General features: G+C 60.4%; 14 protein-coding genes and 1 pseudogene. 10 read left to right on the plus strand and 5 right to left on the minus strand.

Features of this window, described 5'->3' with window-relative positions:
• The first annotated feature begins 127 nt into the window (after positions 1 to 127).
• Positions 128 to 790, plus strand: a complete 663-nt coding sequence (locus QNH97_RS06455; protein ID WP_283556101.1) for a LysE family translocator — start codon at positions 128 to 130, stop codon at positions 788 to 790.
• Between the two features lie 78 nt (positions 791 to 868).
• Complete coding sequence (locus QNH97_RS06460; RefSeq protein ID WP_283556102.1) at positions 869 to 1,351, plus strand: GyrI-like domain-containing protein; 483 nt, start codon at positions 869 to 871, stop codon at positions 1,349 to 1,351.
• Positions 1,352 to 1,488: 137 nt separating this feature from the next.
• Here the strand turns inward: QNH97_RS06460 and QNH97_RS06465 are convergent.
• Positions 1,489 to 1,971 (minus strand): annotated as a pseudogene (locus tag QNH97_RS06465) (GNAT family N-acetyltransferase); the annotation flags it as partial.
• Between the two features lie 139 nt (positions 1,972 to 2,110).
• Between QNH97_RS06465 and QNH97_RS06470 the strand changes: the two are divergent.
• The 4 genes from QNH97_RS06470 to QNH97_RS06485 all read left to right on the plus strand — a co-directional run bounded on the left by QNH97_RS06470 (position 2,111) and on the right by QNH97_RS06485 (position 4,696).
• Positions 2,111 to 2,545 carry a YybH family protein gene (locus QNH97_RS06470; RefSeq protein WP_283556103.1) on the plus strand — a complete coding sequence of 145 codons (435 nt, stop codon included), beginning with the start codon at positions 2,111 to 2,113 and terminating at the stop codon, positions 2,543 to 2,545.
• A gap of 67 nt (positions 2,546 to 2,612) precedes the next feature.
• Positions 2,613 to 2,957 (plus strand): YciI family protein, encoded by a 345-nt coding sequence (locus tag QNH97_RS06475; protein ID WP_025212275.1) that lies wholly within the window; start codon positions 2,613 to 2,615, stop codon positions 2,955 to 2,957.
• Positions 2,958 to 2,984: 27 nt separating this feature from the next.
• Positions 2,985 to 3,461, plus strand: coding sequence for an SRPBCC family protein (locus QNH97_RS06480; RefSeq protein ID WP_283556104.1), 477 nt, complete (start codon positions 2,985 to 2,987; stop codon positions 3,459 to 3,461).
• Positions 3,461 to 4,696 carry an RNA polymerase sigma factor gene (locus QNH97_RS06485; RefSeq protein ID WP_283556105.1) on the plus strand — a complete coding sequence of 412 codons (1,236 nt, stop codon included), beginning with the start codon at positions 3,461 to 3,463 and terminating at the stop codon, positions 4,694 to 4,696. Before QNH97_RS06480 ends, QNH97_RS06485 begins: the two co-directional genes overlap by 1 nt.
• Positions 4,697 to 4,904: 208 nt before the next feature.
• Here QNH97_RS06485 and QNH97_RS06490 read toward each other — a convergent pair whose 3' ends face one another.
• The 4 genes from QNH97_RS06490 to QNH97_RS06505 form a co-directional block, all read right to left on the minus strand.
• Positions 4,905 to 6,248 carry an imelysin family protein gene (locus QNH97_RS06490; protein WP_283556106.1) on the minus strand — a complete coding sequence of 448 codons (1,344 nt, stop codon included), beginning with the start codon at positions 6,246 to 6,248 and terminating at the stop codon, positions 4,905 to 4,907.
• 218 nt (positions 6,249 to 6,466) lie between these two features.
• Positions 6,467 to 8,518 (minus strand): putative bifunctional diguanylate cyclase/phosphodiesterase, encoded by a 2,052-nt coding sequence (locus QNH97_RS06495; RefSeq protein WP_283556107.1) that lies wholly within the window; start codon positions 8,516 to 8,518, stop codon positions 6,467 to 6,469.
• A 305-nt stretch (positions 8,519 to 8,823) separates the two neighbouring features.
• On the minus strand, positions 8,824 to 9,420 hold the full coding sequence (locus QNH97_RS06500) for a superoxide dismutase (protein ID WP_283556108.1): 597 nt from the start codon (positions 9,418 to 9,420) through the stop codon (positions 8,824 to 8,826).
• Between the two features lie 175 nt (positions 9,421 to 9,595).
• Positions 9,596 to 10,198: a LysE/ArgO family amino acid transporter gene (locus tag QNH97_RS06505; protein ID WP_283556109.1), complete on the minus strand. Its 603-nt coding sequence runs from the start codon at positions 10,196 to 10,198 to the stop codon at positions 9,596 to 9,598.
• A gap of 100 nt (positions 10,199 to 10,298) precedes the next feature.
• Here QNH97_RS06505 and QNH97_RS06510 point away from each other — a divergent pair, with 100 nt between their 5' ends.
• From QNH97_RS06510 to QNH97_RS06525, 4 genes are all read left to right on the plus strand, one after another.
• Positions 10,299 to 11,207: a LysR family transcriptional regulator ArgP gene (locus QNH97_RS06510; RefSeq protein ID WP_283556110.1), complete on the plus strand. Its 909-nt coding sequence runs from the start codon at positions 10,299 to 10,301 to the stop codon at positions 11,205 to 11,207.
• Positions 11,208 to 11,249: 42 nt separating this feature from the next.
• Positions 11,250 to 12,242, plus strand: coding sequence for an NAD-dependent epimerase/dehydratase family protein (locus QNH97_RS06515; protein WP_283556111.1), 993 nt, complete (start codon positions 11,250 to 11,252; stop codon positions 12,240 to 12,242).
• A 107-nt stretch (positions 12,243 to 12,349) separates the two neighbouring features.
• Entirely contained in the window at positions 12,350 to 13,225 is an 876-nt protein-coding gene (locus QNH97_RS06520; protein WP_283556112.1) for an ATPase, read from the plus strand.
• 135 nt (positions 13,226 to 13,360) lie between these two features.
• Positions 13,361 to 14,203: a cache domain-containing protein gene (locus tag QNH97_RS06525; protein WP_283556113.1), complete on the plus strand. Its 843-nt coding sequence runs from the start codon at positions 13,361 to 13,363 to the stop codon at positions 14,201 to 14,203.
• Positions 14,204 to 14,270: the final 67 nt, after the last annotated feature.

Here is a 14,270-nt window from a genome sequence, read left to right on the forward strand (position 1 = left end):
CTGATGGCAAATTGTCCAGTAGCGGCGCAGAACTATTTTCGACGACACTGTCGCTCCGCACGTGCGACCTTCCTCCACGCCTGCGGACGGTTCAACCTGCCCTAGCCAAAATTCGAACGGAATGATGATGGAATTTTCCAGCGGTTTCTTGCTGAGCCTCTCCTTGTGCCTGGACATTGGCGTGGCCAATATCGCGATGATTACCCTGGCGATGCAGCGCGGCTATTTCCAGGGTTTCGCCCTGGGCCTGGGTACCTGCGTGGGCGACCTGGTCTATGCCGTCCTGGCCCTGGCCGGCATGACCGTGCTGCTGCAATACGAAGCGGTGCGCTGGGTGCTATGGATCGGCGGTTCGGTGCTGCTGCTGTATTTTGCGGCGAAGATGATCCACTCGGCGATTTACCACAGCGCAGTGCTGGCGCAGGCAGGCGAGGGACGGGGCGATTCTTCTGGCCAGGCGTTCTTTCGCGGGATTTTCCTGGCCATGTCATCGCCCAGCGCCATTCTCTGGTTCGCGGCGGTGGGCGGCACACTCATCGCTCGTTCGGGCGGTGGGACATTGCTCAGCTCGGCGCTGTTTCTCAGCGGGTTTCTCTGTGCCGGGCTGTTGTGGTGCGCGGCCCTGTGCCTGGCAGCGACCCAAGGCGGTAAATTGTTGGGCGATAAACTGTTGCGCTACTCCTACTGGGCATCGGCGGCGATCTTCTGCTATTTCGCAGTCTATGTGATTATTTCTGGATACAACGAGTTTGTAGGAAAAACCGCCGCAACCGTGTTGCCTGGATTTTGATAAGCGAAACGGCCTGGCAATCACTGTTTGGCTTCTATACTGCCAATCCCGACTTCACCTTTTCCGGAGTGTTGACGCATGGAAAAGCACAAACCCGATGCCGAACCACGCTTTGAACACGGACGTTTTCAGTTGATCGCGGGTTTTGGTGCCCGTTTTACCCAGGAGACAGCCCAGGACATTCCCCTGCTCTGGGAAAAGTTTTTGCCCTGGCTCGGTAAGGTGCCAGGGCAGAAAGACGAAGTGACCTACGGCGTGTGTTGCAATGCGGACGGGAAGGGCGGGTTTGAATACATCGCCGGGGTGGAAATCAGCCGGCTCGACGATCTGCCTGAACAATACCGCTGGATCGAGATCCCGCCCGGGCATTACGCGGTGTTCGAACACAAAGGCCCGTTGAAAAGCCTGCAGGATACGTTTCAGTACATCTGGAAAGAGTGGTTGCCGCAGTCCGGGCATGAAGCGGCGGACGAACCGGAATTCGAGCGCTACAGCGAAGATTTCAACCCCAAGACCGGCGAAGGCACCCTGGAGATCTGGATACCGCTCAAGCCGAGCTGATCGTCGCGGGTTCCTGTGGGAGCGAGCTTGCTCGCGATAGCGGCGGATCAGCCAACGCCGATGTCGACTGATATGCCCTCATCGCGAGCAAGCTCGCTCCCACATTTAGCGCCTATTGATCGTTGATTCTGTTTGTCAAACACCCACTCCATCCGCCGCTCATACCCGATGCGGCCCTTGTAAGCCTCGCCGCAGTCGACCCAGCCGAGCCGGGTGTACAAGCCAATGGCCGATTCGTTTTGTGCGTCCACCGACAGCTCCAGTCCCCTGATCTGCGGCCACACCGCGCGTGCCACATCGGGTAGCGCCTGCAGGCAGGCCTTGCCGTACCCCTTGCCCTGTTGCCGATGGTCGACTTGCAGCGCGTGCAGGGTGGCGCTGTGCTCATTGGCCCAGGCGGGCAGTACGGGTGGGCGCTTGAGCAACAGGAACGCCACTGGCACGTCGTCAGCCAATAGCGCGAACCCCTTGACCCCCGGACTAGGCCTGGGCAGCAGCGCATGCAGCGCACCGTAGATGTCGCCGACGAACTTGACCTGTTCGGGGTGGACCTCGATGGTTTCGACCTGCTGGCGTTGAAGCGCGGTGAGCGCTTCGTAAGGGATGAGCTGAGCGGTCACAAAACGTCCGTTGGCTGTTGGCAGGGTGGGCTGGAATTCTAGCGAACTTTTTTCTTTGGATTATTTTTGTTTGATTGTCGATTTACCGTTTCTCCAAACGACAAAGGGTGTCTTCAACAAAAACCTGCGGAGAATCACCATGAACACTCAAGCCACTGAAACTGAAATCCAAGCCCTGATCGATACTTATCGCCAGGCCGTCATGACCAAGGACGTCGAAAAGGTCATGGCGCTGTATGACGAGAACATTGTCTCGTTCGATGCCATCCAGGCCTTGCAATTCAAAGGCAAGGTCGCTTACCGGGCCCATTGGCAAGCTTGCATGGAAATGTGCCCCGGCCCGCACAAGTTCGACTTTCATCAAATCAAGATTACCCCGGCTGACAACATCGCCTTCGCCCACTGGTTGGCCTATTGCGGCGGCACCAACGAGAAGGGCGAGGAACAGGCTTGCTGGATGCGCGTAACGGCCTGTTACCAGCGTGTAGCCGGGCAATGGCGGATTGTCCATGAACACTGGTCAGCCCCGTTCGACCCGATGGCCGGTACAGCGCTGTTCGACCTGCAACCCTGATCGTCGGTTTTTTCGCCAAGCGTCTTTGCGCCGTCCATAGTTGATCAGTTCGATCACGGAGCTTTCCATGAAGTACTTATGCCTGGTCTATAGCAACGAACACGTGCTGCACAGCTCGCCTGACAGCCCGGAGGATGCCGAGTGCATGGCCTATGCCGAATCGATCCAGGGCAGCGGGCGGATGCTCGCCGCCGAAGCCCTGGAGTCGGTGCAGACCGCTACCACGGTGCGCATGCGCGGCGGCAAACTGTCGATTACCGACGGCCCGTTCGCTGAAACCAAGGAGCAACTGGCGGGCTTCTACCTGATCGACGCCAAGGACTTGAACGAAGCCATCCAGGTCGCCGGCAATATTCCGGCGGCCCGGGTCGGCTGCGTCGAAGTCCGGCCGGTACGCCAACTGAACCCCTGAACAACAATCACAAACAGGATTTCATCCATGAACCTCAAGCCTGCCCCTTTCGAGCTATCCATCAGCCGGGTGATCGATGCCCCGCGCCAGAAGATTTTCCGCGCCTGGACCGAGCCGGCCTTGCTGGTCCAATGGTGGGGCCCCCACGGTATGACCACGCCGGAGTGCGAAATGGACCTGTGGGTCGGCGGCCAGTTTCGCACGCTGATGCGCGCCCCCGACGGCAGTGAATACCCGACCCTGGGGGTATTCCTGGAAATCGTCGCGCCGCGGCGCCTGGTGTTTACCGATGCGTTTGTACCCGGGTGGATGCCTTCCGGCAAAGCCTTCATGACCGCCGAAGTGCTGCTCGAAGAGGAGGATGGTAAAACCCGTTACACCGCCCGCGCCCTGCACTGGAGCGAAGAAGACCGTCAGGCCCACGAAGCCATGGGCTTCCATGAGGGCTGGGGGCAAAGCCTGGACCGGCTCGAAACCCTGGTGACCCAAGGCATGCCCGACTGATGTCGGCCGAAGCGGTCAAGGCGCGGGTCGAGCAGGTTTATCGGCAGGATTCGCGGCGAATCCTGGCGACCCTCATTCGCCTGCTGGGGGATTTCGACCTGGCGGAAGAAGCCTTGCACGAGGCCTTCTTCATCGCGGTCGAGCGTTGGCAACGCGACGGTGTGCCGGACAATCCGCGGGCGTGGCTGGTGTCTGCCGGGCGCTTCAAGGCCATCGACAGTTTGCGTAAGCGCGCACGTTTTGCCGCGTCTCGCCCCCTGTTGATTGCCCAGCTCGAAGAACTGGAGCAGACCGACTGGAGTGAGGAAGACGTGGAAGACGATCGTCTGCGGCTGATTTTCACCTGTTGCCACCCGGCCCTGGCTGCTGATGCCCAAGTACCGCTGACGTTGCGGGAAGTCTGCGACTTGACCACCGAGGAGATCGCCCGGGCTTTCCTCGCCGCCCCAGCGGCCATTGCCCAGCGCATCGTGCGGGCCAAGGCGAAAATTCGCGATGCGAAGATCCCTTATCAGGTGCCCTCTCGCTCGGAACTGCCCGATCGGCTGGACAGCGTGCTGCGGGTGATTTACCTGGTGTTCAACGAAGGTTATTCGGCGTCCATGGGCGCCGAGCTGACCCGCGAAGACCTGACCCGCGAAGCGATCCGCCTCGGGCGTCTGCTGATGGAGTTGCTGCCCGAAGCCGAGGTCATGGGGTTGTTGGCGTTGATGCTGCTGCACGAGTCTCGACGGCCGGCAAGAACCTCACACGCCGGTGAGCTGGTGCTGCTCGATGAACAGGACCGTTCCCTGTGGGACGCCGAGCTGATCGCCGAAGGCTGTGCCCTGGTGGAAGCCGCACTGAGTACTCGGCGGTTCGGGCCTTATTGCCTGCAAGCGGCGATTGCGGCGGTGCATGCCGAAGCGCCCACGGCGCAGGAGACCGACTGGCCGCAGATCGTCGGGCTTTACGATGTGCTGCTGCGTGCCGTGCCGTCGCCGGTGATCGAGCTCAATCGCGCGGCCGCGCTGGCCAAACGCGATGGTCCGCTGGAAGGGTTACGCTTGATCGATGGGATCCTGGGGCGCGGTGAATTGCTGGACTATCACCTGGCCCACTCGGCACGGGCAGAATTCTGTCGGCAGTTGGGGCGATTGGACGAGGCGAGGGCGGCGTATCGACGAGCGCTGGAGTTGACGCAGCAACTGCCGGAGCGGCGGTTTATCGAGGGGCGGCTTGCGGGGTTGCGGTGACATGATCCCGCCGAAAGCAGAACCCTGTGGCGAGGGAGCTTGCTCCCGCTGGGCTGCGCAGCAGCCCCAAAAACAGGGCCGCTTCGCGACCCAGCGGGAGCAAGCTCCCTCGCCACAGGGTTGTTGTTCGAATTTATTTCCTTCAGGCGACGGGCATCAGGCAAAAAAAAGCGACCCGAAGGTCGCTTTTTCAGTCAGCCAACGTCGATCAGAACTCGTGATCAGCGCTGTCCGGGTTCAGGTCGCTGATGCCCAGTTTGCCCGCAGCCTGTTCAATCGAACCGGTCTGCTTGACCAGTGCGGCGATGGCGTCACGGACGATCTGGTTGCCGGCGGTGTTACCGGCGGCGATCAGTTGGTCGTAATGCTCGCCCTTGTTGGCGTGATCGACCATGACCTGGATCTTGGCTTCGGTGTCAGCCAGATCGGCCTTGAGCGCGGTGTCGGCGGCCGGGTCGGCCTTGGCCACCAGGGACGACAGGCTGGCGCCGGTCATCTTGGTACCGTCGGCGCGGGTGTATTCGCCCAGGTAGACGTTACGCACGCCTTTGGCATCGTAGAAATGCGAGTTGTGGGTGTTGTCGCTGAAGCAGTCTTGCTCGTCTTCTGGCGAGTTGGCTTCCAGGGACACCTTCATGCGCTCGCCCGCCAGTTCACCCAGGGACAGGCTGCCCATGCCGAACAGCATCTTGCGCAGGCCGCTTTCGGCCGGTTCGGCTTCCAGGGTGGCGCGGTAGTTGTCAGCCACGTTCGGCTTCCAATTGCCAACCATTTCCTGCAGGTCATTGACCAGCAGTTGGGTCACGGACTTGAGGTAGGCGCGACGACGGTCGTTATGACCGCCAGTAGCGCCGGCGCCTTCCAGATAGTCGGAAGCTGGGCGGTTGCCTGCACCAGGACCGGTGCCGTTGAGGTCTTGGCCCCACAGCAGGAATTCGATGGCGTGGTAGCCGGTGGCGACGTTCGCCTCGGAACCGCCCAGCTCGTTGAGGCTGGCAAGTTTTTCCGGGGTGATGTCCTTCACGTCGACCTTGTCTTCACCCACCTGAACTTCGGTGTTGGCGATGATGTTGGCGGTGGCGCCCGGGTTACCCAATGCGTGCTCGTAGGTTTTGTCGACGTAGTCGATCAGGCCTTCGTCCAGGGGCCAGGCGTTCACCTGACCTTCCCAGTCGTCGATGATGGTGTTGCCGAAGCGGAACACTTCGCTCTGCAGGTAAGGCACACGGGCGGCGACCCAGGCAGCCTTGGCGGCTTTCAGGGTATCGGCGTTCGGCTTGGCCAGGAACGCGTCGACGGCGGTTTGCAGGGTTTTCGCGGTGGATTCAGCATCGCTGTAGACGGCATAGACGATGTCGGCGTAGTGCGCGACAACAGCCTTGGCCGCCGCTTCGTCGATCTTGCCGGTGGCCGCCGGAGCAGCCGGTGCCGCGGTGCTGGCAGCGGGCGTTGGCGCCTGCGGCGCGGCGGCCTTGTCTTTGCCTTCGCCGCAACCGGCGAGGGAAATAGCAATGGCCAGCAGACTGGCGGTGGCCAGAGGCATACGAATCATGGCGAACATCCTGCTTCGGTAATTGGATGGGACAGGCGCGAGGTGCGCAAAGCTGCGACATAATGCGAAAGATTTGCATTATGTGTAAAGGGTTGTGGCTGTAAATATTTCTTATTTAATCAATACAGGATTGCAGCCTTCCAAGGTCCTACGGAACAATTACGATCCGTTGTAGGAACTGCTGAAGGCTGCAATCTGTAAAGCCCGTTAAGAAAGAATCAGATGATGGAGACCTTGCTGCGCTCCGCCTGCTTTAGATAAACGCTCAATTCCCGCGCCGGCAACGGTTTGCTGTAGTAATACCCCTGACCTTCGTGACAGCCCTCGGCGATGATGTACGCCTCCTGCTCGACCGTCTCGACGCCTTCGGCGATCACCTGCATCCCCAGGCTTTTGCCCAACTGGATGATCGCGCGGACGATGGTCGCGTCGTCCTCGTCATCGAGCAGGTCCTGGACGAAGCTCTTGTCGATCTTGATTTTGTCCAGCGGCAGGCTCTTGAGGTAGCTCAAGGACGAATAACCGGTCCCGAAGTCATCGATGGCAATCAGCGCGCCGGAGCGGCGCAGGCTCAGCAGGTGCTGGGCGGCGGTGGTGATGTCTTCCATCAGGCCGGTTTCGGTGACTTCCAGCTCCAGGCTGCGTGGCGGCAGACGGTACATCTGCAAGAGATTGTTCACCACCCGTGGCAGTTCGGCATGGTGCAACTGCACCGTCGACAGGTTGACCGCCATGCGCAGGTCGACGAAACCCTGGTCATGCCATTCGCGCAACTGTTTGCAGGCCTGGTCCAGTACCCATTCGCCGATGGCGATGATGGTGCCGTTCTGCTCGGCCAAGGGAATGAACAAGTCCGGCGGCACGAGGCCGTGCTCTGGGTGATGCCAGCGGATCAGGGCTTCGATCCCCACCACCCGCAGGTCGCGGTAACTGATTTGCGGCTGGTAGACCAAGGAGAATTGTTCGCGGGCCAAGGCCTCGCGCAGGTCCTTCTCCAGTTCGCGACGACGGCGCATTTCGCTGTCGACGCTGGCGATGTAGAACTGGTAGCGATTGCGCGAGCGAGCCTTGGCCAGCGTCATGGTCTGCTCGGCTCTTTGCAACAGCTTCTCGGTGCTGTCGCCATCTTCGGGAAAGAGCGTAATGCCAATGGTGGCCCGCAGGCGGATTTGCTGATCGTCGATGGCGAACGGCGCCTCCAGATCATCCAGGATGCTCTGGGCCAACTCGGCGGCTTCATAGGGCTGCTCGATGTCGGCCTGGACCAGGGCGAACTGGTCGCCCCCCAACCGGGCCAGGGCGCCGAGACGCCCACTGTGAGCCCGCAGCCGATCCGCCAGGGCCAGCAGCAATTGGTCGCCGGTCTGATAGCTGAACTGTTCGTTGATGCCCTTGAAATCATCCAGCCCTACACACAGCACCGCCACTCGACGTTGCAGGCGTCCGGCATCCACCTGGATCTTGTCCAGTTGCTGTTGCAACTGCTGACGGTTCGGCAGGCCGGTGAGGAAGTCGTATTGAGCCATGCGCAGCAGACTGTTTTCCGCTTCATGGCGCAGGTGCGTGTTGCGCTCGATGGATTCGAGCAACTGGTTGGCGGTATTGATCCACAGGCCCAGTTCGTTTTTTTCGTGACCCTTGAGCTGCGGGATCTTGTGCTCGCTGGGGCGATCGGGATTGATTTCGGTCAGGTGTTCAATGATTCGCGACAGCGGTTTGGTCAGCATCCAGTGATAGACCAGGTACAGCACCATGCCCATGGCCAGTGCTCGCAGCATCCCCGAGATAAAGATGATGACCGAGTTGACGATGAAACTCTGGCCGTAGGTGGCGGTGTCGAGGGTAATGCTCAGGTCGCCGTAGTATTCACTGTAGGGCCCGCGTCCCACTAGCTGCGTCGTGAAGGTGCGCTCTTTGCCCAGGATCAGGTCGGTCAACCAGCGGCTTTCGGACTTTTGCAGCGGGCGAGTCTTTTCCGCGAGCATGGTTTCGTGAGGATGGCCGATGGAGGCCATGCGCACGGCGTCATCCTGGAACAGCCCCTCGATCACCTGCATACCCATTTCCCGGTCCAGGCTATAGACGGCTTGGGTGGAAGGGTCCCGGAACATATCGAGAATCCGCTGGGCGTCGCTGGCCACGGCCCGGTTGGTTTTGTAGGCATCGAACACGATCTGCGCACAGCTCAAGACCATGCCAACGATCAATGCCGAGAGGAGCACGACCCGGAGCAACTTCACAGACAAGCTGTTCTTGAGTTCCAGCTTCAAAGAGGGGTTCCTTGTTCCGTGCGGGTAGCGTCAAGTTGCCATGAGTATTGGCAATCCTGTGATGTCAGTCAAAGGGACAATCAAACACAGGGTTCTTCACTGGATGCCTGGCCGATACGCAGTTTTTTCCGAGCTATTGCTCTACAGCCATTGTGTCGGTTGGAAAGGGCCGCAACTTGAGGCCAGGACGGACTTTTTATTGAATTTCAGATGCGAGGTTATGTCCTTGGAATCGAGGGCTGGACCTGGAGGCAAGGTAAAAAAAACCCGGCGAGGCGCCGGGTTCTTTTGTCTGGCATCACGGCTTAGGCGGTGAAGGTCTTGCCTTCGAACTGCTCAGCCACGAATTTCCAGTTGACCAGGTTCCAGAACGCTTCGACGTATTTAGGACGAACGTTGCGGTAGTCGATGTAGTAGGCGTGTTCCCACACATCGCAGGTCAGCAACGGGGTGTCGCCGCTGGTCAGCGGGTTGCCGGCGCCAATGGTGCTGGCCAGGGCCAGGGAACCGTCAGCCTTTTTCACCAGCCAGCCCCAGCCGGAACCGAAGGTGCCGATGGAGGTTTTGCTGAACTCTTCCTTGAACTTGTCGAACGAACCGAAGGCCTTGTTGATGGCTTCAGCCAGCGCGCCGGTTGGTTCACCGCCGGCGTTTGGCGCCAGGCAGTTCCAGTAGAAGGTGTGGTTCCAGACCTGAGCGGCGTTGTTGAAGATACCGCCCGAGGAAGTCTTGACGATTTCTTCCAGGGTCTTGCCTTCGAACTCGGTGCCAGGCACCAGGTTGTTCAGGTTCACGACGTAAGTGTTGTGGTGCTTGTCGTGGTGGTATTCCAGCGTTTCTTTGGAAATGTGTGGCGCCAGTGCGTCGTGTGGATAGGGCAGTGGCGGCAATTCGAAAGCCATGGTGATTCTCCTAATCAGGTCAGTTGCGGTGAGCGCAAGGCCGATCACGGGCGGCCAGACTAGCGCCGGGGAGTTTGTACTCTTTGCGGCGCAGGAGTCGGATCATAGCACCGGGGGTGCGGCATAACCACGCAACAACTGTGTGGAATAGAGGTTCCAGAGCGGTTTGGAATAATCAACCCGAGACGATCAACTGTCCCGCCACGGTAAACATCATCATCGCCACCAGCACATCCAGTATCCGCCACGTACTCGGCCGTGCCAGCCACGGGGCCAGCCATGCCGCGCCGAGGGCCAGGGTGAAAAACCACAGCAGCGAGGCACTGGCGGCGCCCACGACATAGGCGCCGGGCACACTTTGCTGGGCGCCGAGGGAGCCGATCAGCAGCACGGTGTCGAGGTACACGTGGGGATTGAGGAGTGTCACCGCCAGTGCGCTGAGCAGTACCGCCCGTAGCGAGCGCGCGACCTGTTTTCCGTCCTGTTGCAGGCTCTGCTTCGAACAGGCCCGACGCAACGCCAGGCTGCCATACCAGAGCAGGAATGCCGCGCCGCCCCAGCGCGCGATCGACAGCAACAATGGGCTCTGGGCCAGCAGCGTCGCCAGCCCGAACACGCCGGCGGCCACCAGCAGCGCATCAAAGGTGACGCACAGTGCGGCCACCGGCAAGTGATGCTCGCGGCGCAGGCTCTGGGCCAGTACAAACGCGTTTTGCGTGCCGATGGCCATGATCAACCCGAGGGCTACCAGCAGTCCGTTCACATAACTTTGCCACATCGCTTGTTTCTCCTGGGGTCAGTGTTCGATTGCTGGTCATTCTCCGGTGAGACGTTGTATAAGAAAAACCAATACTGCTCATCGCCCATTAGGAAAACTGATGTTCGACTACAAATTGCTTTCTGCCCTGGCTGCGGTGGTCGAACAAGCCGGGTTCGAGCGTGCCGCCCAGGTGCTGGGTTTGTCGCAATCGGCCATTTCCCAACGGATCAAGCTGCTGGAGGCGCGTATCGGCCAGCCGGTGCTGGTACGCGCTACGCCGCCGGCACCCACGGAGATCGGTCGCCGGCTGCTCAACCATGTGCAGCAGGTCCGTCTGCTGGAGCGTGACCTGCAAAGCCTGGTGCCGGCGCTGGATGAGGAGGGATTGCCAGAGCGTCTGCGCATCGCCTTGAACGCCGACAGCCTGGCAACCTGGTGGGCGGGAGCGGTAAGCGACTTCTGCGCGGCGCACCACCTGCTGCTCGACCTGGTGGTGGAAGACCAGGACGTGGGTCTCAAGCGCATGCGCGCCGGCGAAGTGGCGGCGTGTGTTTGCGCCAGTGAACGTCCGGTGGCCGGCGCCCGTAGTGTGCTGCTGGGCGCCATGCGTTATCGGGCGCTGGCCAGCCCTGCGTTTATCGCCCGGCACTTTCCCGACGGGGTGCGGGCCGATCTATTGGCGCGCACACCGGCATTGGTGTTCGGCCCGGATGATTTCCTGCAACACCGCTACCTTGCTTCCCTGGGCGTCGAAGGCGGATTCGAACACCACTTGTGCCCGTCTTCCGAAGGCTTTATCCGCTTCACCGAGGCCGGACTGGGCTGGGGGCTCGTGCCGGAGCTGCAAGTGCGTGAGCAGCTGGAACGCGGTGTGTTGGTGGAATTGTTGGCAGATAAACCGATCGATGTGCCGCTGTACTGGCATCATTGGCGCAATGGTGGGCAGTTGCTCGGTTTATTGACCGAGCGTTTGATCGCAGCGGCAAGCAGCACGCTGCAGGCGGTAAGTGAAAAGCCCTTGGCTTGAAGCTTGTGGCTTGTAGCTCGAATCTGATTTCTAGGAGCATTCATGAAAATTCTGGTCACCGGCGCAAGCGGCTTCATTGGCGGACGCTTTGCGCGCTTCGCCCTGGAGCAGGGCCTGGATGTGCGGGTCACCGGTCGCCGGGCCGAGAGCGTGGAGCATCTGGTGCGTCGCGGTGCGCAATTCATCCAAGGGGACCTGAGCGATCCGTTGCTGGCTCGCGATCTGTGCCTGGACGTCGACGCCGTGGTGCATTGCGCCGGGGCGGTGGGGCTTTGGGGCCGCTATCAGGATTTTCACCAGGGCAATGTCCAGGTCACGGAAAATATCGTCGAGGCCTGTCTCAAGCAGAAGGTCCGGCGCCTGGTCCACCTGTCGTCGCCCTCCATTTACTTCGACGGTCGTGATCACCTTGGTCTGACGGAAGAGCAGGTGCCCAAGCGGTTCAAGCATCCCTACGCCGCCACCAAGTACCTGGCCGAACAGAAAGTCTTCGGCGCCCAGGAGTTCGGCCTAGAAGTGCTGGCCCTGCGGCCACGCTTCGTGACTGGCGCGGGTGATATGAGCATTTTTCCGCGGCTGTTGAACATGCAGCGCAAGGGGCGGCTGGCCATCGTTGGCAACGGCTTGAACAAGGTGGATTTCACCAGCGTGCAGAACCTCAACGAAGCGCTGCTCAGCAGTCTGTTGGCCACTGATTCTGCCTTGGGCAAGGCCTACAACATCAGCAACGGAGCACCCGTCCCGCTGTGGGATGTGGTCAACTATGTGATGCGACAGATGGAAGTCCCTGAGGTCCGGCGTTATTGCTCCTACGGGTTGGCTTATAGTGTTGCCACTCTGAATGAAGGTTTTTGCAAGATGTGGCCGGGCCGCCCCGAACCGACGCTGTCGCGCCTGGGCATGCAGGTCATGAACAAGGATTTCACCCTGGACATCGCCCGGGCCCGGCATTATCTGGATTACGATCCACAGGTCAGCCTGTGGACGGCCCTCGATGAATTCTGCACCTGGTGGAAAGCCCAGGACGCCCGCTGATCGGTCCGTCATGAACCGAGTGCGATGTTCGGGGTCAATCGGTGCGGCGGGCGAGGGGGTTATACTCGCCGTATCATGCCATCACCGGTTTCCCAAAGGTTGAACCCATGCCCATGCGTAACGATGCCAACGACGACTTCGACGATATCCCGAGCTTGCGGATGCGGGCCGACGTTCCCGATGACGATGACTTTCTGCCCAACCGCCAGCCCCATGTGCAGGCGCGCCCGGCACCTGTTGTCGCGGACAAGGTCAAGGGCCCCAGCACCGGGCCGCTGTGGGCATTGGTTGGTGCGCTGTTGTGTGCATTCGGCTTCCTGGCCTGGTGGAGTTTCCAGCAGATTGCCCTGATGGAACAGCAACTGGTGGCCACCCAGGAGAGCTTCGCCCGGATCAGTGAAGATGCAGCGGGACGCTTGCAGGAATTTTCCGGCAAGGTTGTCGCCGGTCAATCCAATGTGATGAGCGACAGTGAAGCCTTGAAGTTGCAGATCAAACAGTTGGACACCAAGTTGCAGGAGCAGGGCCGGCAATTCGACAACAAGCTGCTGGAGCAGTACAGGCAACAGCAGGTGGCGTTCGGTCCGTCCGCCGACCTGGACAAGGAGCTGGCCCAGCTCATTGCCCATACCACTGAACAGCAGAACACCAACACTCAGCTGCAAGCCTCCAACAAGGACCTCCAAGCCCAGGTCAAGGCGCTGGCGGCTGAAGTGTCCACCCTGAAAAGCCAAGGTGAGGGTGGTGCCCTGGATGCCCAGCTCAAGAGCATCGGGGCCGACATCACTGCCCTGAAAAGAGCCACCTCCAATTCTGCCATCGAGCGCCTTGAGCAGGACGTGATCGTGCTCAAGAGCCAGCAGGATAAGGGGGGGAGCACCGCCGAGTTCGATGCGTTCCGTGGCCAGGTCACCCGCAACATCAATACCTTGCAATCGCAGATCCAGTATTTGCAGCAGCAACTGAGCAGCCGGGCTCAATGACAGATCTGTGGGCGCGAGCAAGCTCGCGCTCACAGGTTTTGATGTGAAGCACCCTACTGCAATCCCGTGAATACTCCTACATCACCCCACGCCGTCTACGCTCTTGAAACACCAACAAGAACGAGGGGCGTGCGTATGGGTTTTTTTCATAAGATGGCCTGGCTGGGCGCAGTCTTGATGCTGGGGTTGGCGCCGGTTCACGCCGCGACAACCGACGATGGCCAGGCGGCCCGAGCCCTGCTGGAAAAGGCCTTGGCCTATTATCACGACAACGGGGACAAAGCGTTTGCCGCTTTCAGCCGTCAAGGGGAGTTCGTCGACAAGGACCGCTACGTGTTCGTGGTGGATACCCAGGGTGTCATGCTCGCCAGCGGCGGCCCCTCCTCGGCGTTGATAGGCCGAGACGTCTCCGAGGTGCTGGGGCCGGACTTGCGCAAAGCCTTCAAGGACGCCCTGAAAACCCCGGAAGCCAGCGGCATCCAGCAGGCCGAGTATCGCTGGCAGAACTGGGCCGACGGCAAGGTCGAGCGCAAGCATGTGTATTTCCAGCGGGTCGGCGAGCGAATCCTGGCGGTCGGCTACTACCTGCCACGGGCTTCTGCCGAGCAGGCCAGGGCGCTGCTGGGCAAGGCTTCGAGCGACCTGTTGAAGAATGAGAAGGCTACGCTCACGGCGATTAATTCCCTCAAGGGCGGTTATCTGCAGGATGACCTGTATGTCTTTGTCGTCGACCTCAATACCCGACGGTATGTCGGTCATGGCACCAATCTGCGGTTGATCAATACCGATTTCGCCAAGGTCAAGGACCCGGATGGCAAACCGGTGGGCGAGCCGATCCTGGCGTTGATCGGCAAGCAGGACGAGGGGGAATACGAGTACCGCTGGAAGAACCCGGTGACCGGCAAGGTCGAGGATAAGCACGCCTACCTGAAAGAGGTCGGGCATTTCCTGGTAGCGGTGGGGTATTACAGCCCGTAAAGCGAGGCACTGGACATCGTGGCGAGGGAGCTTGCTCCCGCTGGGGCGCGAAGCGCCCCTGAAAATC

This window comes from Pseudomonas sp. G2-4 (genome assembly GCF_030064125.1).
Taxonomy (GTDB): domain Bacteria; phylum Pseudomonadota; class Gammaproteobacteria; order Pseudomonadales; family Pseudomonadaceae; genus Aquipseudomonas.

Coding starts and splice junctions, on each gene's coding strand:
- QNH97_RS06515 (WP_283556111.1), top strand. CDS start 11,250: ATGAAAATTCTGGTCACCGGCGCAAGCGGCTTCATTGGCGGACGCTTT.
- QNH97_RS06480 (WP_283556104.1), top strand. CDS start 2,985: ATGAACCTCAAGCCTGCCCCTTTCGAGCTATCCATCAGCCGGGTGATC.
- QNH97_RS06505 (WP_283556109.1), bottom strand. CDS start 10,198: ATGTGGCAAAGTTATGTGAACGGACTGCTGGTAGCCCTCGGGTTGATC.
- QNH97_RS06525 (WP_283556113.1), top strand. CDS start 13,361: ATGGGTTTTTTTCATAAGATGGCCTGGCTGGGCGCAGTCTTGATGCTG.
- QNH97_RS06475 (WP_025212275.1), top strand. CDS start 2,613: ATGAAGTACTTATGCCTGGTCTATAGCAACGAACACGTGCTGCACAGC.
- QNH97_RS06455 (WP_283556101.1), top strand. CDS start 128: ATGGAATTTTCCAGCGGTTTCTTGCTGAGCCTCTCCTTGTGCCTGGAC.
- QNH97_RS06470 (WP_283556103.1), top strand. CDS start 2,111: ATGAACACTCAAGCCACTGAAACTGAAATCCAAGCCCTGATCGATACT.
- QNH97_RS06500 (WP_283556108.1), bottom strand. CDS start 9,420: ATGGCTTTCGAATTGCCGCCACTGCCCTATCCACACGACGCACTGGCG.
- QNH97_RS06485 (WP_283556105.1), top strand. CDS start 3,461: ATGTCGGCCGAAGCGGTCAAGGCGCGGGTCGAGCAGGTTTATCGGCAG.
- QNH97_RS06520 (WP_283556112.1), top strand. CDS start 12,350: ATGCCCATGCGTAACGATGCCAACGACGACTTCGACGATATCCCGAGC.
- QNH97_RS06510 (WP_283556110.1), top strand. CDS start 10,299: ATGTTCGACTACAAATTGCTTTCTGCCCTGGCTGCGGTGGTCGAACAA.
- QNH97_RS06460 (WP_283556102.1), top strand. CDS start 869: ATGGAAAAGCACAAACCCGATGCCGAACCACGCTTTGAACACGGACGT.
- QNH97_RS06490 (WP_283556106.1), bottom strand. CDS start 6,248: ATGATTCGTATGCCTCTGGCCACCGCCAGTCTGCTGGCCATTGCTATT.